Consider the following 22,619-nt stretch of genomic DNA (forward strand, 5'->3'; position numbering starts at 1 on the left):
TGTTCGCGTCAGCGGTCTCGCGATTGTGCGGCTGGAAACCGCCCGGACACCCCGCTGCCGGCGTGTGTCACCTTGACTCCGATGAGCTGTCGTCACGCAAAGTTGAAATCCGCAAGAACTGGCCTTCTCGCCCCACCTGCTCCGTCGCAAGCACGTCATCCCCTCATCCTTGTCCAGCTCTTATCGATGTATCTCATTGTCCGGCCTGACGCACGACTGTCAGCATGGGAATGCATCCATTGCGCAAATGCCTTCCATAAAGAAGATCGATTTCCTCACTGGCCCAACGTGAAATATAGCAACGTTTTCGTGGCGTGGGTCGGCTGCGTCGGGAGTAGCGATGAAAACGTATTAGGGTCGCCTGCGTCTCCTTGGGCAGCGAGTGTAAAGTATAGCGATGCGGCCTCCGGCGCGAACGGCAGCCGCGCAGTGATCACCTTCGCCTGTGCCTTTGCGGCGGGGGTCAAGCGCTGGTCTGCTCAAATTTTTTATCGTTTAGCTGGTTGAAACTGCTCCCGTTGCGGGCTGCAGAAGCCGGCCAGCCGAGAAACGGCAGCCGCACTTATGAAAGCACGCCAAGGCATGCGGGCATCTATCAGTTGCAAAGGACAATACTGGCCGCGCCGATTGGCCATCACGCGTCCATTAGGGCAGCCACCAACATCAGTTCGCAAGAGGAGCAAAAGTAATATGTATCGTCGTCACCTGATCAAAGGGTTGGTTGCGCTCGGCGCATGCCGGATTTGCGTTCAAGCCGCCCAAGCGACCAGTGCCCATTGGGGGTACACCGGTCCGGTCGGACCGGAGCACTGGGCTGATCTGGATAAGGAAAATTTCGTATGCTCTGCCGGCACGCAGCAATCGCCGATCAATATCAACAGCGCGGTCAAGGCGGATATCCCGCATATCGCCATCGGCTGGCACAAGGGCGGCGGCAATATGGTGAACAACGGCCACACCATTCAAATCAATATGCCACAAGGCAGCACGCTGACCCGCAGCGATCGTGTCTACGAACTGGTACAGTTCCATTTCCATGCGCCAAGCGAACATCACGTGGCGGGCAAGAGCTTCCCGATGGAGGTGCATTTCGTTCACAAGGACACGCAAAGTGGTACTCTGGGCGTGCTGGGCGTCTTTTTAACGCCCGGCGCGACAAATGCCAGCTTTGCTGCCCTTGCTGCGGCCTTTCCCGAACTGCCGAATGGGGAGGTGACGATCGACGAGGTGAATCCCAACTGGCTTCTGCCAGCCTCGCTTGGCTATTGGACTTATGAGGGCTCACTGACGACGCCGCCGTGCACCGAAAACGTCGAGTGGATGGTGGCGATGGAACCGGTTGACGTTGATCCGGCAGACATCCAGCGATTTGCCTCCCTCTACCCGTCGAACGCGCGCCCTATTCATTCACCCAATCGACGCTTCATCCTGCGCCAGAGTTGAGCGCCGCCCCAGCGGTTCCGCACGGTCCAACATTCTTGGCACAAGTTGGCGCGAAGCCTCCTCTTCCGGTCTGGCGGTCTGACGGCGCTCCCCAAGCTGGCTAGTCTAAATGATAGGGATTCGGTGCCGACACCACTCGTCCCAAAGACGTCGCGGCGAGGTTTGTCTGCAACCCGGCAATCACACGCCGCCCCGCCGTGGTAATGAAGACGTCTCTGTCGAGTCCGACGGAATATGATGCGCATGGAATCGCTGGTAGAAAAGGTGACCAGCGACAGGTGGTTCGAAGCCCGCGTCTTGCCGCAGCTGCACGTTCTACTCTGGGGTAACAAGAGGGTGGTGTATACCTTCTCCTAGCTTCGCCGCCAACTACTCGGTTTTCCGAATTGCTCTCTATATTCTTGAAGACGATGCGTTCGTTAAAGACATGTGCTGCGCACCTGGTGTAAAAGCTGCTCTCATCATGCAGAGGTCAAGCCAGTCGGGCTCATCCGAGGCTATGGCCGTGAGCACTGTTCAGTTCGGCAGAGAGGGCGCTTTTGTACACACTTTGCGATCGTGGCGGCCCCGTGGGCAGATCTGCAAGCTGCCGCGACACTAACCTCTCGAAGCCCGCCCGCCCGCCTGTTGATGCGTGTCTCCCAGTAAGATTCCTGTCCAAGAACGTGATAATCTTCTTGCCAGTGTTGTAGCTGATGTTGCCCTTGATGCCGCAGCCTACCGCGGCGGGACCAAACTCAATGGCAAGCAGGCCGGCTAGGATCGTGCAGCCAGTCGCGAGCCTCGCCCACAACGGGGTCTCACGCGCATGAGGGCGCCGACCATGGGTTCGGCGGTTCGTACGCGTATAACACGTATCTTTCTGAAAAAATCAATGCTCTCGGCTAAGCTACTGAATTATTTGGCTTCCATATAGCGCGTCGGCGGAACCAACTTGTAGACGGGCTATGAAAGGTTAAGCGCGGATGTCTATCGGCCGCCGGCGTTCCCGCTCTGTAAGCCTGCCTGAACTACCCGCGCCGCGGTCAAGCCCCAGGCTCCTGCTCATCCAGCGACCGCCCGATCAATGGCAGGCTGGAAAGACAAGAGCCGATGTCTTCCGATGGTCTCGCCATCAGCTTTGGGCTAACTTCCCCATTCTCCCGCTTCGAGCTCGACACACGGCGGTTTGGATGGCGCACGACAATCTGTGTCGGCTTTGTCGTGTCCGTGACAGACGCCTGAAAGGCCCGTTCGCGCGTTTTGCCGCCGTCTAAGCGGCTGGAATTTAATGACAAAGTTTTTTCTGGGATCGGCCGATCACGCTGGTACGCTTTTTGCGATGCTTGGTGTGAGGCGGCACGAGCTGCCTATCGGCACTTGTGTCGCGGGCAGTCGCGATGATTAGAACGAAGGAAGGAAAGCTATTATGTCAGGTCTGCGTCAGATCGCCTTTTACGGAAAAGGCGGCATCGGCAAGTCCACCACGTCCCAAAATACGCTCGCTGCCCTTGTCGACCTCGGGCAGAGAATCCTCATCGTAGGATGCGACCCCAAAGCCGATTCCACACGCTTGATCCTGAATTCGAAAGCTCAGGATACCGTCCTGGATCTCGCCGCACAGGAAGGTTCGGTGGAAGACCTCGAACTCCAGGACGTGCTCAAGGTGGGCTACAGAGGCATCAAGTGCGTGGAGTCCGGCGGCCCCGAGCCGGGTGTCGGTTGCGCCGGCCGCGGCGTCATCACCTCGATCAATTTCCTCGAGGAGAATGGCGCTTATGACGATGTCGATTATGTCTCCTATGACGTCCTCGGCGACGTGGTATGCGGCGGCTTCGCCATGCCGATCCGCGAAGGCAAGGCCCAGGAGATCTATATCGTCATGTCCGGCGAGATGATGGCGCTCTATGCCGCCAACAACATCGCCAAGGGCATCCTCAAATATGCCCATTCGGGCGGTGTGCGGCTGGGCGGGCTGATCTGCAATGAACGTCAAACCGACCGCGAACTCGATCTGGCCGAAGCACTGGCTGGCCGATTGAATTCCAAGCTCATCCACTTCGTGCCCCGCGACAACATCGTCCAACATGCCGAACTCAGGAAGATGTCGGTGATCCAGTACGCGCCGGACTCAAAGCAGGCAGGGGAATACCGCGCTCTGGCCGAGAAGATCCACGCCAATTCGGGCCAGGGTACGATCCCGACGCCGATCACCATGGAGGAGCTGGAGGAGATGCTGCTCGACTTCGGCATCATGAAGACCGACGAGCAGATGCTTGCCGAGCTTCACTCCAAGGAAGCGGCGAAGGCGGCGGCCCAGTAGTGACATTAGCGCTGCCATGAATCGGCGCGCCTTGCAGAGAACGGCGCCTATTCTTTGAGGCGTCACCCAACCTTGAAAGGGGGACTCATGAGCCGGGAATACGAGAATGACGGTGCTCTTCATGCGAAGCTTATCGAAGAGGTGCTGTCGCATTATCCCGACAAGGCGGCGAAGCGCCGCAAGAAGCACCTCAACGTCGCAAAGAGCGGCAACGAGGCTGGCGGGGAAAGCGAGGTCCTTTCCGAATGCGACGTCAAATCGAACATCAAGTCCATTCCCGGGGTGATGACGATTCGCGGCTGTGCATATGCTGGTTCGAAAGGCGTGGTGTGGGGGCCAGTCAAGGATATGGTCCATATCTCGCACGGCCCGGTCGGCTGCGGCCAATATTCTTGGTCGCAGCGCCGCAACTACTACGTCGGTACAACGGGCGTCGACACGTTCGGGACAATGCAGTTCACCTCCGATTTCCAGGAGAAGGACATCGTCTTCGGCGGCGACAAGAAGCTGGAACAGATCATTGACGAGATTGAAGTCTTGTTTCCGCTCAACAACGGCATCACCGTGCAGTCCGAATGCCCTATCGGCCTGATTGGCGATGACACCGAGGCCGTTTCTCGCAAAAAGACCAAGGAGTATGACAAGACGATCGTGCCGGTACGCTGCGAGGGCTTCCGCGGCGTCTCGCAGTCGCTTGGCCACCACATCGCCAATGATGCAATCCGGGATTGGGTCTTCGACAAAAAGGATGTCAAGTTCGAGGCCGGCCCCTACGACGTCAACGTCATCGGCGACTACAATATCGGCGGCGATGCCTGGGCCTCGCGCATACTGCTTGAGGAGATAGGGCTGCGCGTGGTTGGCAACTGGTCGGGTGACGCCACACTCGCAGAGATCGAGCGCGCCCCGAAGGCTAAGCTCAATCTTATCCACTGCTACCGGTCGATGAATTACATCTGTCGGCATATGGAGGAAAAGTATGGCGTCGCCTGGATGGAGTACAATTTCTTCGGTCCCTCCCAGATCGAAGCCTCTCTGCGCAACATAGCCAAGCATTTTGGGCCGGAAATCGAGGAGAAGACCGAAAAGGTCATTGCCAAGTACAGGCCGCTTGTTGATGCGGTCATCGCCAAGTACCTGTCGCGCCTGGAAGGAAATACCGTGATGCTCTATGTGGGCGGCCTGCGCCCCCGCCACGTCGTCACGGCCTACGAGGACCTCGGCATGGTCATCGTGGGCACCGGCTATGAATTCGCCCACAGCGACGACTATCAGCGCACCGGCCACTACGTGAAGAACGGCACGCTGATCTACGATGACGTGACCGGCTATGAGTTGGAGAAATTCATCGAAGGGATTCGCCCAAATCTGGTCGGCTCGGGAATCAAAGAAAAATACCCGGTGCAGAAGATGGGCATACCGTTCCGCCAGATGCATTCCTGGGATTATTCAGGCCCGTATCACGGCTACGATGGCTTTGCCATTTTCGCACGTGATGTGGATCTCGCCATTAACAACCCGGTCTGGGACCTATTCCACGCGCCTTGGAAAAGAAGCCGGGGCGATGAGCGGGCGATGGCTGCCGAATAAACATTTGCTTCAGCCCCAGTCTCCCACTGAGACGGTGAACTCCCGCGGCCTCTGATCCGCCGGAGCCTGGAACGTCTTGACGTCCTGAGCTGCCGTCCCGCGCAGCCAGATGCAAAAGAGGTAATCATCATGCCGCAGTCGGCTGAAAAAATTCTCGATCACGCTCCCCTGTTCCGCGAGCCGGAATACAGAAAGATGCTCGCTGAGAAGAAGCTAAACTTCGAATGTCCGCACCCCGATGAAATCATTTCCGATCAGCGCGATTTCACCCAGACGTGGGAATACCGCGAAAAGAACCTCGCCCGCAAAGCGCTTGTCGTGAACCCGGCCAAGGCCTGCCAGCCGCTGGGTGCGGTATTCGCTGCCGCCGGCTTCGAGCGAACCATGTCCTTCGTCCACGGCAGCCAAGGTTGCGTCGCCTATTACCGCTCGCACCTGTCGCGCCATTTCAAGGAGCCTGCCGCGGCGGTCTCCTCCTCAATGACCGAGGATGCGGCGGTGTTTGGCGGCCTGAAGAACATGGTCGACGGGCTCGCCAACACCTACCAGCTCTACGACCCCAAGATGATTGCCGTGTCGACGACCTGTATGGCAGAGGTCATTGGCGACGACCTGCACAGCTTCATCCAGAACGCCAAGGACGAAGATTCAGTCCCGCGCGACTTCGACGTGCCCTTTGCCCACACCCCGGCCTTCGTTGGCAGTCATGTCGACGGCTATGACAACATGGTCAAAGGCATTTTGGAGCACTTCTGGAAAGGTCAGGAGCGTACGCAAATCGAAGGAACCATCAACATCATTCCGGGCTTCGACGGCTTCTGCGTCGGCAACAACCGGGAGCTCAAGCGCCTGCTCGATGTAATGGGCGTGTCCTATACATTGATCCAGGATGCCTCTGACCAGTTCGATACGCCTTCGGACGGTGAATACCGCATGTATGACGGGGGCACGAAGATCAACGAGGTGAAGAAGGCCCTCAACGCCGAGGCAACGCTTTCGCTGCAGCATCACAACACCCGAAAGACACTGGGCTATTGCGAGGAGGTCGGGCAGGCGACGGCCTCGTTCCACTATCCGCTCGGCGTTCAGGCGACGGACGAATTCCTGATGGAGGTCGCGGCGATTTCCGGCAAGGAGATTCCCGAGGCAATTCGCCTCGAGCGCGGCCGACTGGTAGACGCCATGGCGGACAGCCAATCCTGGTTGCATGGTAAGAAATACGCCATCTACGGTGATCCCGACTTCGTTCACGCAATGGCCCGCTTTGTCATGGAGACCGGCGGCGAGCCAACCCATTGCCTCGCCACCAATGGCACCTCGGCATGGGAAGCCGATTTGAAGAAGCTGCTAGCATCCTCGCCTTTCGGCAAGGCTGCCCAGGTTTGGGCGGGCAAGGACCTGTGGGCGCTGCGCTCACTGCTCTTTACCGAGCCGGTGGACCTTTTGATCGGCAATTCCTACGGCAAGTACCTGGAGCGCGACACCGGAACACCGCTGATCCGGCTGATGTTTCCGATCTTCGATCGGCACCATCATCACCGCTTTGCGCTCTTTGGCTACCAGGGAGCGTTGCGCGTGCTGACGACGATCCTCGACAAGATCTTCGACAAACTCGATCGCGAGACGAGCGAGACGGGTGTGACGGATTATTCCTATGACCTCACGCGCTAAGAGCCGTGGCCGGCTTTTCGCCGAGGCCATTCCTTGCCCAATGGACTGGGGAGGCTGAGCAATGTCCTCCCTCAGCGCCAAAATCAAGGACGCCTTCGATGAGCCCGCCTGCGATAAGAACCGTGGCAAAGATGCCAAGGCGCGCAAGGAGGGCTGCTCGAAGTCGCTGACACCAGGGGCGGCAGCCGGCGGCTGCGCCTTTGACGGAGCCAAGATCGTCCTGCAGCCGATCACCGACGTTGCGCATCTGGTCCATGCGCCGCTCGCCTGCGAGGGCAATTCTTGGGACAACCGTGGTGCGGTTTCGTCAGGGCCGACCTTGTGGCGGACAAGCTTCACGACCGACCTCACCGAACTCGACCTTGTGATGGGGCAGGGCGAGCGGAAACTCTTCAAGGCGATCCGCGAGATCAAGCACACATACGCGCCGCCGGCGATCTTCGTCTACTCGACTTGCGTAACGGCGCTGATCGGTGACGACATCGAGGCCGTGTGCAAACGCGCCACGGAAAAGTTCGGTTTGGCCGTGGTGCCGATCAATGCGCCTGGCCTGGCAGGCTCCAAGAACCTCGGCAATAAGCTCGCCGCCGAGGCGTTGCTCGATCATGTCATCGGCACGGTCGAACCCGACGACCCCGGACCCTACGACATCAACATCCTTGGCGAATTCAACCTCTCGGGCGAATTCTGGCTTGTAAAGCCGCTCCTCGATCGGCTCGGGATCCGGGTGCGCGCCTGCATTCCCGGCGATGCGCGTTACCGCGACATTGCTTCCGCGCACCGCGCCCGGGCGGCAATGATGGTGTGCTCGACCGCGCTGATCAGTCTTGCCCGCAAGATGGAGGAGCGCTGGGACATCCCGTTCTTCGAGGGCTCCTTCTATGGCATCTCCGACACATCGCAAGCTCTTCGAAACCTTGTCAGGCTGCTGGTGAGGAAGGGCGCCGATCCGGAGATCCTCGAGCGCACAGAGACGCTGATCGCGCAGCAGGAGGCGATCGCGTGGAAGAAACTCGAATCCTACCGGCAAAGGCTCCAAGGCAAGCGCGTGCTGCTCAACACAGGCGGTGTGAAGTCCTGGTCGGTTGTCCATGCGCTGATGGAGATCGGAATCGAGATCGTCGGCACCTCGATCAAGAAATCTACGGTGCAGGACAAGGAGCGCATCAAACAAGTTCTCAAGCACGACAAGCACATGTTCGAATCCATGGCTGCGAGCGAGCTGTACGCCATGCTCTCTGAACACAGGGCCGATATCATGCTGTCGGGCGGTCGCACGCAATTCATTGCGCTCAAGGCCAAGACGCCCTGGCTCGATATCAACCAGGAGCGCCAGCATCCTTATGCCGGCTATGACGGCATGGTGGAACTCGTACGCCAGATCGACCTCGCCATTCACAATCCGATCTGGTCTCAGGTGCGCCAGCCGGCCCCGTGGGATTGCCAGCCTGAGCTGATAGGCGAATTGCCGTGCACGAGGAACGAGACCGCGTACCTGTTTGATGAATTCGCCTGCGCGACGGCACACGAGTGTTGAGGCGACCGATGGCCCGCATCCTTCCCCAGAGCAAATCGGCGGCAGTCAACCCGCTGAAGTCGTCGCAGCCGCTGGGTGCCGCCTTTGCCTTTCTTGGCGTCGACGGTGCGATGCCGCTGTTCCACGGCAGCCAAGGCTGCACAAGCTTTGCGCTCGTTCTCTTCGTGCGGCACTTCAAAGAAGCGATTCCCTTGCAGACTACGGCGATGGATGAGGTGGCGACCATCCTCGGCGCAGCCGACCATCTGGAAGAGGCGATCCTCAACCTCAAGAACCGCACGAAGCCAACGCTGATCGGGGTGTGCACGACCGCGCTGGTGGAGACGCGTGGCGAAGATTGCGCGGGTGATATTGCCAACATCATGCGGAAGCACACGCAACAGCTTGCGGGTACGGAGGTCGTGCTGGCCAACACGCCGGATTTTGACGGCGCGATCGAAGAGGGCTGGGCCAAGGCAGTCACCGCAATGATCGAAGGGATTACGCGCTCGGGCGAACGGGCGCGGCACCCGAAGAAGATCGCAATCCTGCCCGGATGCAACCTCTCTATCGCCGACATCGAGCATATGCGGGACATGGTTGAAAGCTTTGGGCTCAAGCCGGTTATTCTGCCCGACATTTCAGGCTCGCTCGACGGTACGGTTCCTGACCGCTGGGTAGCGACCACATACGGCGGCACCAGCGTCGAAGACATTCGCGAGTTGGGCACGGCCATGCAATGCATCGCCATCGGTGAGCACATGCGCCGCCCGGCGAAAGCGCTGCACGGGTTGACCGGCGTGCCTTACGTGTTGTTCCAGTCACTGACTGGGCTGCAGGACACGGACCGCTTCGTGTCGCTGCTGTCTGCGATTTCGGGCGCGGCGGTACCGGCCCGCGTGCGCCGGCGCCGGGCGCAATTGCAGGACGCGATGCTCGACGGACATTTCCATTTCGGCGGCAAGAAAATTGCCATCGCTGCCGAACCAGACCAGCTGTTCCAACTTGCGACCTTCTTTGCTGGCCTCGGCTCCGAGATAGCCGCGGCCGTCACAACGACCGACAGGTCTAAAATTCTCGAGAAAGTCCCGGCGGTTTCGGTTCAGATCGGCGATCTCGGCGATCTGGAAAGTCTTGCCGTCGGTGCTGACCTGCTTGTCACGCATTCGCACGGGCGCCAAGCATCGGAGCGGCTCCGAATTCCGCTCATGCGCATCGGGTTCCCGGTCTTCGATCGACTAGGCAGCCAGCACAAGCTCGCAATTCTCTATCAGGGCACCCGCGACATGATCTTCGAGGTCGCCAGCATCTTCCAGGCCAACCAACACGCGCCCACTCCTGAGGCGCTTGATCCACTCCGTAATCGAGAAATATCACGATGAACGCTGTTCGCCGCCTCTCGCTGGTCAGTAGTGAGGTTTTCGCCCCGATGCCTGAACGACGTAAGGGCGCATTGCGCGTTGCGATCGCCACTCAGGACATGCAGGACCTCAACGCCCATTTCGGGTCGGCCAGGCGCTTTGCTGTCTACGACGTGACGCGCGAGGAATGGAATCTCGTAGAAGCCGTGGCCTTCGATGACGTGTCCGATGAAAGCGGGGAGCATCGGGCCGAGCGCGATGATCGCATCACGCCAAAGGTGGATGCGCTCAAGGGCTGTCAGATCCTGTTTTGTCTGGCAATTGGCGGCCCTTCGGCAGCCAAGCTTGTCGCGGCAAAAATCCACCCGATCAAAGTGGCGGAGCCCCAATCGATCCCACAGGTGCTCTTGCGCACGCAGATGATGCTCAGGACGTGTCCTCCGCCTTGGCTGCGCAAGGTGCTGGCGCGAGCGGGCATTGCCGAAAAGAAACCGTCCTTCGAGGACGAGGACTGAAAAGAGGAGGACGCCAATGCCTGACCCCGCAATCCCCCCAGCTGTCGCCGAAGACGAGGCGGCTCTTTGCACCCCGTTCGTCAAATGCCTCGTGCGGCTGATCCGTTCTCAGGATTCCTATGGCTCGTGGGAACGCAAAGCGGACGCTGAGCTGCTGGGCGACTTCATCATTACCAAGGAACAGCGCCGAGGGATCCCAATCATCGGAGATCCCGATCCCGACGTGCTGTGGAGGCTCGACAAGTACTACGCCGCCATCGGGCTTGCGATCGAGGAGCGCTGCGGCCTTATGGCATCGCCGATGATCCAGGTGAGCCATGAGGGTTTTGGTCGGGTGCTTTTCACGACCGGACGGCTGGTCGTTTTGTCCAAAACGCTGCGCGATGTCCACCGGTTTGGCTTCGAGACGCTCCTGAAGCTCGCCACGGCCGGTACGAAGCTGGTCGACGATGCGATTTCAGTCATCGAAACCTTTCCCCACGTGGCGCTGGCATGATGGGCGCGATTTTCGAGAAAGGCCATCATGACGGACCCGAGAAACTATGTTGGCCAGTCCCCTCGATCCAGGGACTCGAGGCCGACCAGGTTGTTGGGGTATCGCCGATGAAGAAGCCGCTGGTCCTGATCTGCTCGCAAGATGCCGAGTTCTATCTGCTCTACAGCCACATACTGGAGGTTGACGGTTTCAGCAGTGAGACGGCAGACGGCGCGAAGGCTGCGCTGGCCTTGGCCGAACAACGGGAGCTTCAGGCCGTAGTGCTGGATTGCGACCCAGCCAGCATAAACGGGTCCGCAATTTGCGCCCACCTCAAGCGGGAACCGCGCACCACCGACCTGCCTATCATCGCCCTGATCGCGCCTGGCGCCGAGCACCAGCACCTCGATCTCTTGAAGGCAGGCGTTGAGAGCTTTGTGCGGCCGGTGGCTCCGGCCAAGCTGCTCGACTGCCTGCGGGCGAGGCTCGGGCTGACCAAGCGTGGTCCGAACGGGGTTGAAAACGACAGTTGGATTTGTTGTGGAGGCCTGGAGATGAAGCTCGATGCCCATCGGGTTCGCGGTAATGGCCACGACATCCATCTCGGACGGATCGATTTCAACGTGCTGCGGCTTATGATTGAGGCCCCCGGCAAGGTCTTCAGCCGGGACGAGCTTATCGGGGCGGCCTGGCTGCCCAACATTCATGTCGGTGCACGCACCGTCGATGTCCATATCAGCCGAATCAGGAGGGCGCTGAAAACGGCCTTGCCCGGCAGCGTCATTCGCACCGTCAGGTCGGCCGGCTACTCGCTCGAGAAGCCGGACGACTGAAATCGGTGATCGAACGTGGTGCCGCTCTCTCTTCCTCCTGAGAGCGGTGTTGCCGCTTTGAGGCGCTCCTAACGAAGACCAGGAGAAGCAGGCAAATGGAATTTAAAAGCATATTCAGTGTGACGGGTGCTGATCATTCTGATGAGGACCTCACAACAGCTGCCGGACTGTGTGCCGAGGTCGGCGCGCACCTATCGGTACTCATTATACCGCCTCCATTGCTCTTGATGTTGTCTCCGCCCCCCGAATGGAATACAGGACGTGCACAGGCAATTGCAGTACCGAACTATCGATTTCAGCAAATCGAGAAATTTTCACAGGACGTGACCAGAATGGAAAGACGGTCCGCGGATATCCTCAAAAGGCTGAAAGCTATGTCGCTTTCCTGTGACGTTGACACCGACTATTGCGATCCGGCTAGCCTCGGTGAAGTGGCACGACAGCGGGCGCTCTGCGCTGACCTGACGATCGTTGGAGGAGACCTCCTCAACGATGAGACTCTCGGACCTCCTGTTGTCAACGGCTGCTTGTTCGATAGCGGAAAGCCGGTGCTCATCGTGCCGAAGGGCGTTAAGGCGACGCTGTCGCCTCGACGCGTGCTGGTCGGCTGGGATTCGCGTGTAGAGGCCTCGCGTGCGGTTCGGGAAGCTCTTAGTATCCTATCCGCTGCCAAGGAAGTCTGTGTCGCTATGGTCGATCCAAAGGCGCAAAACAACGGGAAAGGCGCGCAGTCTGGAGCTGACATCGCTGCCTATCTTACTCGGCACGGTGCTCGGGTCTCCGTTGACCTGCTTAAGAGCGCCGGCAAATCGGCGGGCACAGTGCTGACCCAGCACGCGAACGACATCTGTGCTGACATGATGGTTATGGGTGCTTATGGCAGCCGTGGGCTGCGTGAGCGGATTTTCGGCGGTCCGCCGAGCTGGAGCTTTGGGAAGACCACATTGCCGCTGTTTTTGGCTCGCTGATCAGCTCCGTAGGAACACCGATCAGGTCGTAGGACCGCCAACCAGTCCGAAGTCGTCGTCGGTTACCGGTCGGATTGCGGAGACATGGCTGGATCCGCGAACATCTTGCGACGCTTGTCAGAGCCAAACCGGACGCCTCGACTGCTTCACGACGCTCTCGTGAACCAACTCGTGCGAGATCGTCCGCAACGGGCAGTAAAGACGAACGGCTGCAGCAGACCGCAGCCAAGCCACAGGGCGGGTGTACCAGGAGACCCCGCCTCGTGCGCGAACCCTGTTGGAAGGCCCCTTATCAGTACCCGGACGCGCGTCAAATCGGCGGCTGTCCCTGTCAGCCTGCGGTGTGCAAGGGCCGCTGCCGCGGAGCTTCCCCTGCCCGATCGTCGGGCGTGCGACAATGTCGGATTCCAGACGAGCTGGAACTGCGCGAACTCGTTGGTTTGACAGGTCTTTATCCGGCACGCCGCATGCATGGGAGTCTCCGAAAGCATTAAGAGCCGTTATCCATGGTTACGCCCCTCGAAAGAAAGAGCCGCTTCCGTCGTGGCAGGGAAACAGCCACTCCTGGGGTGGAGGCCGGCGCTAGAAGCCGCCGTAAGATCCGGAAGAGCCGCGCGACAGCATCACACACTTTCCTTCTGCTCTTGGGTTCGGATCACGCCGCGCCGCTGTCGATGCCGCCGACATTGAGCCCAAGACCTGGAAGGCGGCACACGCTTTTGCTGTCCTCTCAGTCGGGACCGCGGCTCAAGCATGCCTGTGAGGTTCGCATTGCTCAATGCCCGGCAATCGACGTCAACATGCCGCTGAGTTGGAAAACACTCCTAGAGGAGTAAGGATAAGTGGACCTCTTTTGTATTGGTGTGGGTGCTGGACCATCTAATTTGAGCCTTGCGTGTCAGATACAGGAAGAGATTGCGCAAGGGGCACTGTTCCTGGACCGGGAGGTCGATTTCCGAGGACATCCAGGCAGCGCTTTCGATTGCGCGGAGCTCCAGGTCGGCCACTTCCAGGATCTGGTTACTCTGGTCAATCCGCGATCAGCCTACACATTCGTAAACTACCTCCACGAGAACGGGCGTCTTTACAATTTCCTCAATGCGCAATTTCACGGGGTGCTTAGAGCCGAGTTCGCCCAATATCTCAACTGGGCGTTCCAGAAGAATCCGCTTGTCCGTGGCGGCGAGGCCGTTCGCGAAATCCGCTTTGACGGCGAGTTTCGCGTGCGGACGGACAACGCGGTCCTTGATGCAAGAAACCTCGTCATCGACATAGGCAAGCAGGCGCAAATTCCGCCTCAGTTTCATGGCTGGACTGGACCCAACCTGTTCCACTCATCTGAGTTGGCCCACATCAATCCTGAGGTGCAAAAAAAGCATGTCTGCGTTGTTGGCGGCGGACAGTCGGGAGCCGAGCTGCTACTGCACCTTGTCGGCCGGCCGAAAGAACGGCGGCCCGCGGCGATCACATGGGTCTTGACGCGCGAGATGCCTTTCGACGACCACGCGTTCACAAACGGGCTGTTCACGCCATGCTTCTCGGATCGTTTTGCTGCGATGAGCGAGGTGCATCGACAGCTGTTCCTGCGGCGTTTCGCGCTTGCCTCCGAGGGCATTTCAGAAAGCAAGTTGCGCGCGGTCTATCAGGCGCTCTACCACCACGCCTTTCTCGAGCCACACCAATGCGAGATCACATTGCGGCCAAGTTGCAACGTGTCGCGCTGCATCAATGCCGGAGCAGGGCACAGGCTCACGCTGCAACGCGGCTTGGACAACATCGGAGAAGTAACCGCCGATATCGTCATCCTGGCCACCGGGTACGAGAAACCGCTGCCGGGTTTCCTAGAACCGATCGCAGATCGCCTCGAACAGATCGGCAATGAGCTCGCCATCGGCGAGGATTTTTCGGTGTACTGGGACGGACCGCGAGACCGACGCCTTTTCGTTCAGAACGCCTGCCTTGGACAGCGCGGGCTGGCTGATCCGAACTTTGGGCTGCTGGCCTGGCGAGCGCGCCGCATCCTTGACAGCCTTCTGCGGCGCGCGCCATGCGCCAATCCCGAGCATCTAGGGTTCATCAACCGTCCCTTGACGGAGTGCTGGCCCGACCTCGGAGTCGAACAAATGGGCAGCGGGATATGATTCGTCGATATTGATGATCGGCGGTGGCATTCAGGAAAGATTTCCGCCTCTGGCGGCAAAAGCGGGACGAGCAATATTCCTACGGCGTCAGATCGCTCTGCTCGCGCTTGAGCAAGGTAGCGTCGCGCGACTCCTGCTTGGCGTGAAACAGCAAAGGGCATTCAATCACGATGCAGCTTTACGTGCTGTCGGGCTCAACGCCACGTGGATCGAGCCCAACGCCGCCGTTGGCAACCGCGACGCGAATTATGACGCCGGGCCACATGCGGCGGTGGCTGCAAGGGTACCGAGCCTCTCCCGCACTTTCGACCCCATCGCCGAAGTGCGACTACTCCAGGACGCCGAAGCCGGTCTTATCGCCAGCGGGCCAGCCAAACTCTCACCTTCCTAAACGGCAGCCGCTAAGGTGAGCCGTCGAAAGCCGACATTCAGGTTAACGTCAGCTGGCCGTGTTAGGGCTCGCTTATTCAAGGCGGTACCGGCGCTTGCCGAAGCTAAGAAGGGTTGGCATGCCCTTTGCCGTGCTTGATGTGCGGCAACACGGTGAGAGCTCCGCTGAAGCAAGCGAGAGGGAGCAATGCCCTCGAGACCGTGTCCGATTTTGACTGGAAAATATTCCGCGACAAAAGAGACGAAAGGTGTGGAATGACTTTGGACACCAAGATGGAACTGCGTATGGGGTCCCCGGCTCCTGCGCTGAAAGTGGAGAACTGGCTGCGTGGCGAGCCCCTCACGAGCCTTCGGCCCGGCAAGGTCTACCTCGTTGAATTTTGGGCGACTTGGTGCCGACCATGTGTCCACGCCATGCCCCATTTGATCGAACTGCAGGAGAAATATAAAGACAGCGGATTTGAGATTATCGGAGTCGCAGCTTGCGAAAAGGCTGCAACCGCGGACGAAGCGCGGACCAACGTGGATGCCTGGCTGACCGAGAAGTTCCCGAATCTGAATTATCGGACAGCGTTCGATTGCACTGGCGAAATGAAAAAGCTCTGGCTGGAACCCAGCTCTTCGTTCGGGATTCCCACCTCGTTCGTGGTCGACCGCGACGGCCACATCGCTTATATCGGCCACCCGGCACCTCTCGATGACGTTTTGCCGAAAGTCCTTAACGGCAGCTGGCGCAGCAGCTATGAAGCGAAAGCCGTCGATGCAAAGCGAATCTCGCGTGTGCGCGAATCGTCGCTGAGTCAGCCGATATACGCCAAACTTGGGCCGGCGATGCAGGACGAGGATTGGGCAGCGGCACTATTGGCCATCGAAGAAGGCCTCGCCGTGATGCCAGACTCTTTTGATTTTCGGCGGGTTCATGCGGATATTCTGCTTCACAAGCTGCGCGACATCAAAACCGGCTTGCCGCTTATGCGCGAATTGGTCGAGGACGCGATCAACAAAAAGTTCGAAGCGATGTCTTGGGTGGTGATGGCGCTGAACCAACTCTTCCATCCCACGATCGACAACTCCCATCTTCCGCATGATGATCGCTTTGCGATGGGCAAGGAGCTCTCCGAACAGATCCTGGAACTTAATCCTCCGCAAGGCGATGGAGACTTTAAATTCGGGTGTTACTTTCCGGTCGCTCAGTATTATTACGAGAGCGGCAACAAGGACCGGGCGATCGAGTTGATCGAGGTGGCAATCAAATCGCTGGACCATTCGGAGCCAGTGCCGGACCAAACCAAACAGCGCTACCTCACCTCGTTGCTCCAAGCCCTGGCCAACTACACGGGTGAGCCTGCCTGTCACGCGGGTCTCTGTGTGGCTCCGCAAAACAAGACTTCCGAAACTCAAAACGCTGTCACTTCCTGAGCAAGGATCGCGAAGGGCATGACAATTGGAATTGAACACCGGCAAATCCGCCCGCCCAGGCGCACTTCGCAGCAATAACGTCGATGCCGCAAAAGTGCGCGGCTTGCGGCAGGTGGAATTTCCATTGCGTTTACCTCGGGTCGAACCGCGGCGCAGGCGTTCGCGCCGCGGTGAAAGGTCTCGCATTGGTGGACGTGCTCGAGGTCGGCCACGGGACACTGTTGCGTGGGATCGGCTCGCCCAAGCCATTCCCCGCCCACGCAAGCGCCCGAACCACACATCGCAGAAAAAGAGATCGTCCTTCAAGAGGAGTACTGAAATTGGGGAAAAGCGAAATTCCTCATGAACCGGTTGGCCCTGCTGTCCACGGGGACGGCGAGGCCCTTGCTTCCCCGTTCGTCAAATGCCTCCTGCGGCTCATTCGTACTCAGGATTCCTTCGGCTTATGGGAAGGCCATTCGGATGCCGAGCTGCTGGCCGAGTTCATCATCACCAAGCAACAGCAACGTGCGGTACCCTTTGGCGGCGATCCCGATCCTGACGCGCTGTGGAGGCTCGACATGTTTTACACCGCCGTAGCGCTTGCGATCGAGGAGCGCTCCGGCGTGTCGACGTCGCCGACAATAGAAATGAAACCCGTGGGGGCTTCCGGCGGTTGGGCGTTCTGTCGAGACGTCCACCGGTTCGGCTTCGAGACTTTCCGCAAACTTACTGAGGCCGGTACGAAACTGGTCGACGATGCGACTGCAGCCATTGAAGCCTAGCCCGAGATGGAGCGCATCAACAAAACCATTGTTCCAGGAAGGATCTATGTCAGACCTAGATAAGATGAGGAAGAAAGTCCGAAAGCTCCAGTTGCGTGCAGCTATTGCCAAGATGGCATTGCAGGACCTTGTCGAGGGTCTGCCGGGCAAGTGGGCCGACATACAGGAAGTCGCCGAGAAAACCCAAGCCGTTTATGCCGAGTTGGATGTTGCCAAGAGAGAACTCGCTTCAATGAAGAATTTAGGATGATGCGCACATTCACCACCCGTGACGGCTCCATTTGGATGCCGTCGTACCTGACCTCCATCGATAGCAAGACCTGCATCGGCTGCTGCCGTTGTTTCAAGGTCTGCTCGCGCGATGTCATGCATCTTCACGGCGTTGATGATGCGGGTGAAATCCTCGCCCCTGCGATGACGAGGCGACGATTTCGACGGCAAGCTCAATCGCATGATCATGGTTGTCGATGATGCCGGCCGCTGCATAGGCTGCGGAGCCTGCGGCCGCGTCTGCCCCAAGAACTGCCAGACGCATGTTGCGGCCGACGAGCTCGCAACATGATCTGGCGAAAACCAGGGGAGCGGCGTGCACTTCATCTTTTTGTCGGCTCGTGGGGCTGGTCCTGTGCAGCAATGCGTCGATGGTTTACTTCGCTTTGGATTCGCTCCGTGTGGCAGTCGTCACGACGCTGGCCTGTTCGCTGCTGCTTCAGGCCGGCTACTTCGGCCGCGTGCTCTTTCTGATCTGGCAGTCCTCTAGCCGCGCTCGTGGAACTCGCCACAGGGGCCAGCATGCCGATGGTTACAGGAAAGCTCGGGTACCAGTCGTCTGACTCTGATCAACTGCGGAATGCAATTTTCAGCTGTGTCCCGGCTTGGTCGAATGCCCAGCATGTGCTGCTGCTTTGATGCGCGGATGACAGGATCAGTGCTCAGACCCACACCAATTTTGGTCACCCTCTGATGACTGAGCTGATCGTATAGGGAATCTGTGTTCGGCTAACACGCGACCATACCCCTGGGCTGACCGGTGCGTAGCAGGTTCAGGTACTTTTTTGCTGGAGATAGCATGCTGGAAAAATTCGAACGTTATCCGCTCACCTTTGGCTCGCGTTCGGCGGAAACAAGCTGCGCAAGCTCGAATACATTGTGCCCGACGCGATCGCGTCAGATGCCGATACGCTCGTCACAATCGGTGGCGTGCAGTCCAACCATACGCGCATGGTCGCTGCGGTCGCCGCCAAGATCGGCATGAAATGCCTCCTGGTCCAGGAGAGCTGGGTCCCACATGATGATGCTGTCTACGACCGGGTCGGCAATATCCTCTTGAGCCGCATCATGGGGGCAGAGGTGCGCCTGGTTGACGAGGGCTTTGACATCGGCATCCGCCGCAGCTGGGAAAAGGCACTTTATGAAGTCAAGGCAAGGGGCGGCAGGCCATATGCGATACCTGCCGGCGCCTCTGTCCACAAATACGGCGGCCTGGGCTATGTGGGGTTCGCTGAGGAGGTGCGTGCCCAGGAAGAGCAGCTTGGGTTTGCCTTCGACTATATCGTCGTCTGTACGGTGACTGGTTCAACCCACGGCGGCATGCTCGTCGGGTTCGCCAAGGATGGTCGACAGCGCAACGTGATCGGTATCGATGCCTCCGCCATGCCCGCCAAGACCAAGGCGCAGGTGCTTGGCATCGCCCAAAATACAGCGAAGCTCGTCCACCTCGGAGCGGAAATTGTCGAGGCAGACGTGGTGTTGTTCATGGACTACGCGTACCCGGGTTATGGCGTTCCATCGGAGGAAACCAAAGAGGCAATCCGTTTGTGCGCGCGGCTCGAGGGCATGATTACGGACCCCGTTTACGAGGGCAAATCGATGCAAGGGATGATCGACCTCGTCCAGAGGGGCTTCTTTCCACAGGGATCGAGGGTCCTCTACGCACATCTAGGCGGCGCACCGGCGATCAACGGGTACGGCTACACCTTTCGCAACGGCTGACGTTCGGCAGTCTGCGATTCCGCGGTCGCGCTCGAACGTGGGTAGGTAGCGTCGTTCGAGCGCTTGGCTGGAGAAGTGGAGGCAGCGACGGGCATCCACTAATTGGTACCATTACGTGCTGTCGGTGCTCAACGCCACGCGCATTGAGCGCATGCCGCCGTTGGCAACCGCGAGGCGAATTTTGACTCCGGGGCAAGAATCCACACGCGGCGGTGGCGGCACGAGGACCAAGCCGGCGAGTTCGCGCTTTCGAACTGGCGCCAAACTGCCACTGCTCGAGGACCGAGGCCAGTCTAATCACAGGCGAGCCGTCCAAGCTCTCAAGAGTGATAGGGCGAAACCCGACAGCGGCAGAAGACATGTCGGGTTCACGACAATCGGCCGCATTTGGCCTCGTGGAGAATTTCAAAGCATTTCCCGCCGCTTACCGGAGCTGAGGGAATTGGCACCTCCGTTGCAGCTTGATGTGCGGCAACACGGTGAGAGCTTCGCTGAAGCAAGCCAGAGGGAGCGATGCCCTCGAGACCGTGTCCGATTTTGACTGGAAAATATTCCGCGACAAAAGAGACGAAAGGTGTGGAATGACTTTGGACACCAAGATGGAACTGCGTATGGGGTCCCCGGCTCCTGCGATCAAAGTGGAGAACTGGCTGCGTGGCGAGCCCCTCACGAACTTTCGGCCCGGCAAGGTCTACCTCGTTGAGTTTTGGGCGACTTGGTGCGGACCATGTGTCGACGCCATGCCCCATTTGATCGAACTGCAGGAGAAATATGAAGGCAGCGGATTTGAGGCGGTCGGAGTTGCCGCCTGCGAACAGGGTCCTACCGCAGACGAGGCGCGGACCAACGTGGATGCCTGGCTGACCGAGGAGTTCCCGAATCTGAATTATCGTATCGGGTTCGATTACATTGGCGAAATGAACAAGCTCTGGATGGATCCCAGCTCTTCGATTGGGATTCCCACCTCGTTCGTGGTCGACCGCGACGGCCACATCGCTTTTATCGGCCACCCGGCGGAACTCGATGACGTTTTGCCGAAAGTCCTTAACGGCAGCTGGCGCAGCAGCTATGAAGCGAAAGCCGCCGATGCAAAGCGCATCGCGCATAACCAACTTGCAGCGCGCGAAATGTCGCTTACCGGGCCGATATACGCCAAACTTGAGCCGGCGATGCAGGCCGAGAATTGGACGGCGGCGCTCTTGGCCATCGAAGAAGGCCTCGCCTTGATGCCAGACTCTTGTGAGTTCCGGCAGATTCATGCGGATCTTCTGCTTCACAAGCTGCGCGACATCAAGACCGGCATGCCGGTCATGCGAGAATTGGTCGAGGACGCGATCGACAAAACGTCCGACGCGGTGTCGTGGATGGCCTTGGCCCTCAACCAACTCTTCGATCCCACGATGGACAATTCCCATCTTCCGCGCGCGGAGCGCTTTGCGATGGGCAACGAGCTCTCGGAACAGATACTGGCACTCAATCCCCCGAACGGCGATGGCCCGTTTAAGTACCTCCGGTACCTCCCGGTAGCTCAGTATTATTACGAGAGCGGCAACAAAGATCGCGCAATCGAGTTGATCGAGGTGGCACTGAAATCGGTGGACCGGCTGGGGCCAATTCCGGACCACACCAAACAGTACTATCTTACCCCATTGCTCGAAGCACTGGCCAACTACACGGGTGAGCCTGCCTGTCACGCGGATCTTTGTGTGGCTCCGCAAAAGAAGGCACCCGAAACTCAAAACGCAGTCACTTCCTGAGCAAGAATCGCGAAGGGACTGACAATTGGAATTGAACACTGGCCAATCCGCCCATCGAGGCTCTCTTCGCAGCAAGTATGTCGATGCAGCAGGGCGGCGGCTTGCGGCAGGTTGGATTTCAATTGCGTTGACCACCGGTCGGATCGCGGCGCAGACAATGTGCGCCGCGAATTCGCGCCGCAGGTCTCGCACTCGTGGACATGTCGAGGTCGGCCACGGGGCACTCTTGGGGTTGGCCCGCCCAAGCCATTCGTCGGCCACGCAAGCCGACCCGGAGTGGGCATCGCAGGAAAAGGAAATCGTACCTCGAAGACGAAGACTGAAATGACGAACAACGAAATTCCTCCGGTTGGCCCTGCTGTCCACAAGGACGACGAGGCCCTTGCTTCCCCGTTCGTCAAATGCCTCCTGCGGCTCATTCGTACTCAGGATTCCTTCGGCTTATGGGAAGGCCATTCGGATGCCGAGCTGCTGGCCGAGTTCATCATCACCAAGCAACAGCAACGTGCGGTACCCTTTGGCGGCGATCCCGATCCTGACGCGCTGTGGAGGCTCGACATGTTTTACACCGCCGTAGCGCTTGCGATCGAGGAGCGCTCCGGCGTGTCGACGTCGCCGACAATAGAAATGAAACCCGTGGGGGCTTCCAGCGGTTGGGCGTTCTGTCGAGACGTCCACCGGTTCGGCTTCGAGACTTTCCGCAAACTTGCTGAGGCCGGTACGAAACTGGTCGACGATGCGACTGCAGCCATTGAAGCCTAGCCCGAGATGGAGCGCATCAACAAAACCATTGTTCCAGGAAGGATCTATGTCAGACCTAGATAAGATGAGGAAGAAAGTCCGAAAGCTCCAGTTGCGTGCAGCTATTGCCAAGATGGCATTGCAGGACCTTGTCGAGGGTCTGCCGGGCAAGTGGGCCGACATACAGGAAGTCGCCGAGAAAACCCAAGCCGTTTATGCCGAGTTGGATGTTGCCAAGAGAGAACTCGCTTCAATGAAGAATTTAGGATGATGCGCACATTCACCACCCGTGACGGCTCCATTTGGATGCCGTCGTACCTGACCTCCATCGATAGCAAGACCTGCATCGGCTGCTCCAGTTGTTTCAAGGTCTTCTCGCGCGATGTCATGGATCTTCACGGCGTTGATGATGCGGGTGAAATCCTCGGCCCCTGCGATGACGAGGACGACGATTTCGACGGCAAGCTCAATCGCATGATCATGGTTGTCGATGATGCCGGCCGCTGCATCGGCTGCGGAGCCTGCGGCCGCGTCTGCCCCAAGAACTGCCAGACGCATGTTGCGGCCGACGAGCTCGCAACATGATCTGGCGAAAACCAGGAGAACGGCGTTGCACTTCATCTTTTTGTCGGCTCGTGGGGCTGGTCCTGTGCAGCAATGCGTCGATGGTTTACTTCGCTTTGGATTCGCTCCGTGTGGCAGTCGTCACGACGCTGGCCTGTTCGCTGCTGCTTCAGGCCG

General features: G+C 58.8%; 20 protein-coding genes and 3 pseudogenes. All 23 read left to right on the forward strand.

Going from position 1 to position 22,619, the window contains the following annotated elements:
- Positions 1–690 precede the first annotated feature (690 nt).
- A complete protein-coding gene (locus EN862_RS33560) occupies positions 691–1,443 on the forward strand; it encodes a carbonic anhydrase (RefSeq protein WP_126063825.1) in 753 nt (250 codons plus the stop codon).
- Positions 1,444–1,603: 160 nt separating this feature from the next.
- A pseudogene (locus tag EN862_RS37100) lies at positions 1,604–1,800 on the forward strand (7-carboxy-7-deazaguanine synthase QueE); the annotation flags it as partial.
- A 1,051-nt stretch (positions 1,801–2,851) separates the two neighbouring features.
- Positions 2,852–3,745: a nitrogenase iron protein gene (gene nifH, locus EN862_RS33570; protein WP_024505261.1), complete on the forward strand. Its 894-nt coding sequence runs from the start codon at positions 2,852–2,854 to the stop codon at positions 3,743–3,745.
- Positions 3,746–3,832: 87 nt separating this feature from the next.
- Entirely contained in the window at positions 3,833–5,335 is a 1,503-nt protein-coding gene (gene nifD / locus EN862_RS33575; RefSeq protein WP_024505262.1) for a nitrogenase molybdenum-iron protein alpha chain, read from the forward strand.
- A 129-nt stretch (positions 5,336–5,464) separates the two neighbouring features.
- A complete protein-coding gene (gene nifK / locus EN862_RS33580) occupies positions 5,465–7,006 on the forward strand; it encodes a nitrogenase molybdenum-iron protein subunit beta (RefSeq protein ID WP_126063826.1) in 1,542 nt (513 codons plus the stop codon).
- Positions 7,007–7,067: 61 nt separating this feature from the next.
- Positions 7,068–8,543 (forward strand): nitrogenase iron-molybdenum cofactor biosynthesis protein NifE, encoded by a 1,476-nt coding sequence (gene nifE / locus EN862_RS33585; protein WP_095489376.1) that lies wholly within the window; start codon positions 7,068–7,070, stop codon positions 8,541–8,543.
- An 8-nt stretch (positions 8,544–8,551) separates the two neighbouring features.
- Positions 8,552–9,904: a nitrogenase iron-molybdenum cofactor biosynthesis protein NifN gene (gene nifN / locus EN862_RS33590; protein ID WP_126063827.1), complete on the forward strand. Its 1,353-nt coding sequence runs from the start codon at positions 8,552–8,554 to the stop codon at positions 9,902–9,904.
- Positions 9,901–10,398 (forward strand): nitrogen fixation protein NifX, encoded by a 498-nt coding sequence (gene nifX, locus EN862_RS33595; RefSeq protein WP_063169371.1) that lies wholly within the window; start codon positions 9,901–9,903, stop codon positions 10,396–10,398. The genes nifN and nifX overlap by 4 nt, the downstream gene beginning before the upstream one ends.
- Positions 10,399–10,414: 16 nt before the next feature.
- On the forward strand, positions 10,415–10,894 hold the full coding sequence (locus EN862_RS33600) for a NifX-associated nitrogen fixation protein (RefSeq protein ID WP_024505267.1): 480 nt from the start codon (positions 10,415–10,417) through the stop codon (positions 10,892–10,894).
- Positions 10,891–11,706: a response regulator transcription factor gene (locus tag EN862_RS33605; protein WP_063169370.1), complete on the forward strand. Its 816-nt coding sequence runs from the start codon at positions 10,891–10,893 to the stop codon at positions 11,704–11,706. The genes EN862_RS33600 and EN862_RS33605 overlap by 4 nt, the downstream gene beginning before the upstream one ends.
- Before the next feature lie 95 nt (positions 11,707–11,801).
- On the forward strand, positions 11,802–12,674 hold the full coding sequence (locus EN862_RS33610) for a universal stress protein (protein ID WP_126087041.1): 873 nt from the start codon (positions 11,802–11,804) through the stop codon (positions 12,672–12,674).
- An 842-nt stretch (positions 12,675–13,516) separates the two neighbouring features.
- The gene (locus EN862_RS33615; RefSeq protein ID WP_063169368.1) at positions 13,517–14,815 is read left to right on the forward strand and encodes a SidA/IucD/PvdA family monooxygenase; all 1,299 of its coding nucleotides are present in this window, start codon (positions 13,517–13,519) and stop codon (positions 14,813–14,815) included.
- 13 nt (positions 14,816–14,828) lie between these two features.
- The gene (locus tag EN862_RS33620) at positions 14,829–15,206 is read left to right on the forward strand and encodes a hypothetical protein (RefSeq protein ID WP_024505270.1); all 378 of its coding nucleotides are present in this window, start codon (positions 14,829–14,831) and stop codon (positions 15,204–15,206) included.
- A gap of 272 nt (positions 15,207–15,478) precedes the next feature.
- Positions 15,479–16,624, forward strand: a complete 1,146-nt coding sequence (locus EN862_RS33625) for a TlpA disulfide reductase family protein (RefSeq protein WP_063170388.1) — start codon at positions 15,479–15,481, stop codon at positions 16,622–16,624.
- A 320-nt stretch (positions 16,625–16,944) separates the two neighbouring features.
- Complete coding sequence (locus EN862_RS33630; RefSeq protein WP_245519803.1) at positions 16,945–17,388, forward strand: DUF269 domain-containing protein; 444 nt, start codon at positions 16,945–16,947, stop codon at positions 17,386–17,388.
- Between the two features lie 46 nt (positions 17,389–17,434).
- Positions 17,435–17,638, forward strand: coding sequence for a CCE_0567 family metalloprotein (locus EN862_RS33635; protein WP_063169367.1), 204 nt, complete (start codon positions 17,435–17,437; stop codon positions 17,636–17,638).
- Positions 17,635–17,950, forward strand: a pseudogene (fdxB, locus tag EN862_RS33640) (ferredoxin III, nif-specific). The gene EN862_RS33635 and the pseudogene fdxB (EN862_RS33640) overlap by 4 nt, the downstream one beginning before the upstream one ends.
- Before the next feature lie 79 nt (positions 17,951–18,029).
- Entirely contained in the window at positions 18,030–18,221 is a 192-nt protein-coding gene (locus EN862_RS37105; protein WP_127230899.1) for an exopolysaccharide production repressor protein, read from the forward strand.
- Positions 18,222–18,457: 236 nt separating this feature from the next.
- Positions 18,458–19,380 (forward strand): annotated as a pseudogene (locus EN862_RS33650) (1-aminocyclopropane-1-carboxylate deaminase).
- Between the two features lie 599 nt (positions 19,381–19,979).
- Positions 19,980–21,137 (forward strand): TlpA disulfide reductase family protein, encoded by a 1,158-nt coding sequence (locus EN862_RS33655; protein WP_126097328.1) that lies wholly within the window; start codon positions 19,980–19,982, stop codon positions 21,135–21,137.
- A gap of 324 nt (positions 21,138–21,461) precedes the next feature.
- Entirely contained in the window at positions 21,462–21,899 is a 438-nt protein-coding gene (locus tag EN862_RS33660) for a DUF269 domain-containing protein (protein WP_126097329.1), read from the forward strand.
- A gap of 46 nt (positions 21,900–21,945) precedes the next feature.
- On the forward strand, positions 21,946–22,149 hold the full coding sequence (locus EN862_RS33665; protein WP_063169367.1) for a CCE_0567 family metalloprotein: 204 nt from the start codon (positions 21,946–21,948) through the stop codon (positions 22,147–22,149).
- Positions 22,146–22,463 (forward strand): ferredoxin III, nif-specific, encoded by a 318-nt coding sequence (fdxB, locus tag EN862_RS33670; protein ID WP_193771623.1) that lies wholly within the window; start codon positions 22,146–22,148, stop codon positions 22,461–22,463. Before EN862_RS33665 ends, fdxB (EN862_RS33670) begins: the two co-directional genes overlap by 4 nt.
- The last annotated feature ends 156 nt before the right edge of the window (positions 22,464–22,619 follow it).

This window comes from Mesorhizobium sp. M2E.F.Ca.ET.219.01.1.1 (assembly GCF_004016445.2).
Taxonomy (GTDB): Bacteria; Pseudomonadota; Alphaproteobacteria; order Rhizobiales; family Rhizobiaceae; genus Mesorhizobium.

What these genes read in the sequence shown, in the direction of transcription:
- EN862_RS33560 (WP_126063825.1), top strand. Translation starts at nt 691, where the DNA reads ATGTATCGTCGTCACCTGATCAAAGGGTTGGTTGCGCTCGGCGCATGC.
- nifH (WP_024505261.1), top strand. Translation starts at nt 2,852, where the DNA reads ATGTCAGGTCTGCGTCAGATCGCCTTTTACGGAAAAGGCGGCATCGGC.
- nifD (WP_024505262.1), top strand. Translation starts at nt 3,833, where the DNA reads ATGAGCCGGGAATACGAGAATGACGGTGCTCTTCATGCGAAGCTTATC.
- nifK (WP_126063826.1), top strand. Translation starts at nt 5,465, where the DNA reads ATGCCGCAGTCGGCTGAAAAAATTCTCGATCACGCTCCCCTGTTCCGC.
- nifE (WP_095489376.1), top strand. Translation starts at nt 7,068, where the DNA reads ATGTCCTCCCTCAGCGCCAAAATCAAGGACGCCTTCGATGAGCCCGCC.
- nifN (WP_126063827.1), top strand. Translation starts at nt 8,552, where the DNA reads ATGGCCCGCATCCTTCCCCAGAGCAAATCGGCGGCAGTCAACCCGCTG.
- nifX (WP_063169371.1), top strand. Translation starts at nt 9,901, where the DNA reads ATGAACGCTGTTCGCCGCCTCTCGCTGGTCAGTAGTGAGGTTTTCGCC.
- EN862_RS33600 (WP_024505267.1), top strand. Translation starts at nt 10,415, where the DNA reads ATGCCTGACCCCGCAATCCCCCCAGCTGTCGCCGAAGACGAGGCGGCT.
- EN862_RS33605 (WP_063169370.1), top strand. Translation starts at nt 10,891, where the DNA reads ATGATGGGCGCGATTTTCGAGAAAGGCCATCATGACGGACCCGAGAAA.
- EN862_RS33610 (WP_126087041.1), top strand. Translation starts at nt 11,802, where the DNA reads ATGGAATTTAAAAGCATATTCAGTGTGACGGGTGCTGATCATTCTGAT.
- EN862_RS33620 (WP_024505270.1), top strand. Translation starts at nt 14,829, where the DNA reads ATGATCGGCGGTGGCATTCAGGAAAGATTTCCGCCTCTGGCGGCAAAA.
- EN862_RS33625 (WP_063170388.1), top strand. Translation starts at nt 15,479, where the DNA reads ATGGAACTGCGTATGGGGTCCCCGGCTCCTGCGCTGAAAGTGGAGAAC.
- EN862_RS33635 (WP_063169367.1), top strand. Translation starts at nt 17,435, where the DNA reads ATGTCAGACCTAGATAAGATGAGGAAGAAAGTCCGAAAGCTCCAGTTG.
- EN862_RS37105 (WP_127230899.1), top strand. Translation starts at nt 18,030, where the DNA reads ATGGTTTACTTCGCTTTGGATTCGCTCCGTGTGGCAGTCGTCACGACG.
- EN862_RS33655 (WP_126097328.1), top strand. Translation starts at nt 19,980, where the DNA reads ATGGAACTGCGTATGGGGTCCCCGGCTCCTGCGATCAAAGTGGAGAAC.
- EN862_RS33660 (WP_126097329.1), top strand. Translation starts at nt 21,462, where the DNA reads ATGACGAACAACGAAATTCCTCCGGTTGGCCCTGCTGTCCACAAGGAC.
- EN862_RS33665 (WP_063169367.1), top strand. Translation starts at nt 21,946, where the DNA reads ATGTCAGACCTAGATAAGATGAGGAAGAAAGTCCGAAAGCTCCAGTTG.
- fdxB (WP_193771623.1), top strand. Translation starts at nt 22,146, where the DNA reads ATGATGCGCACATTCACCACCCGTGACGGCTCCATTTGGATGCCGTCG.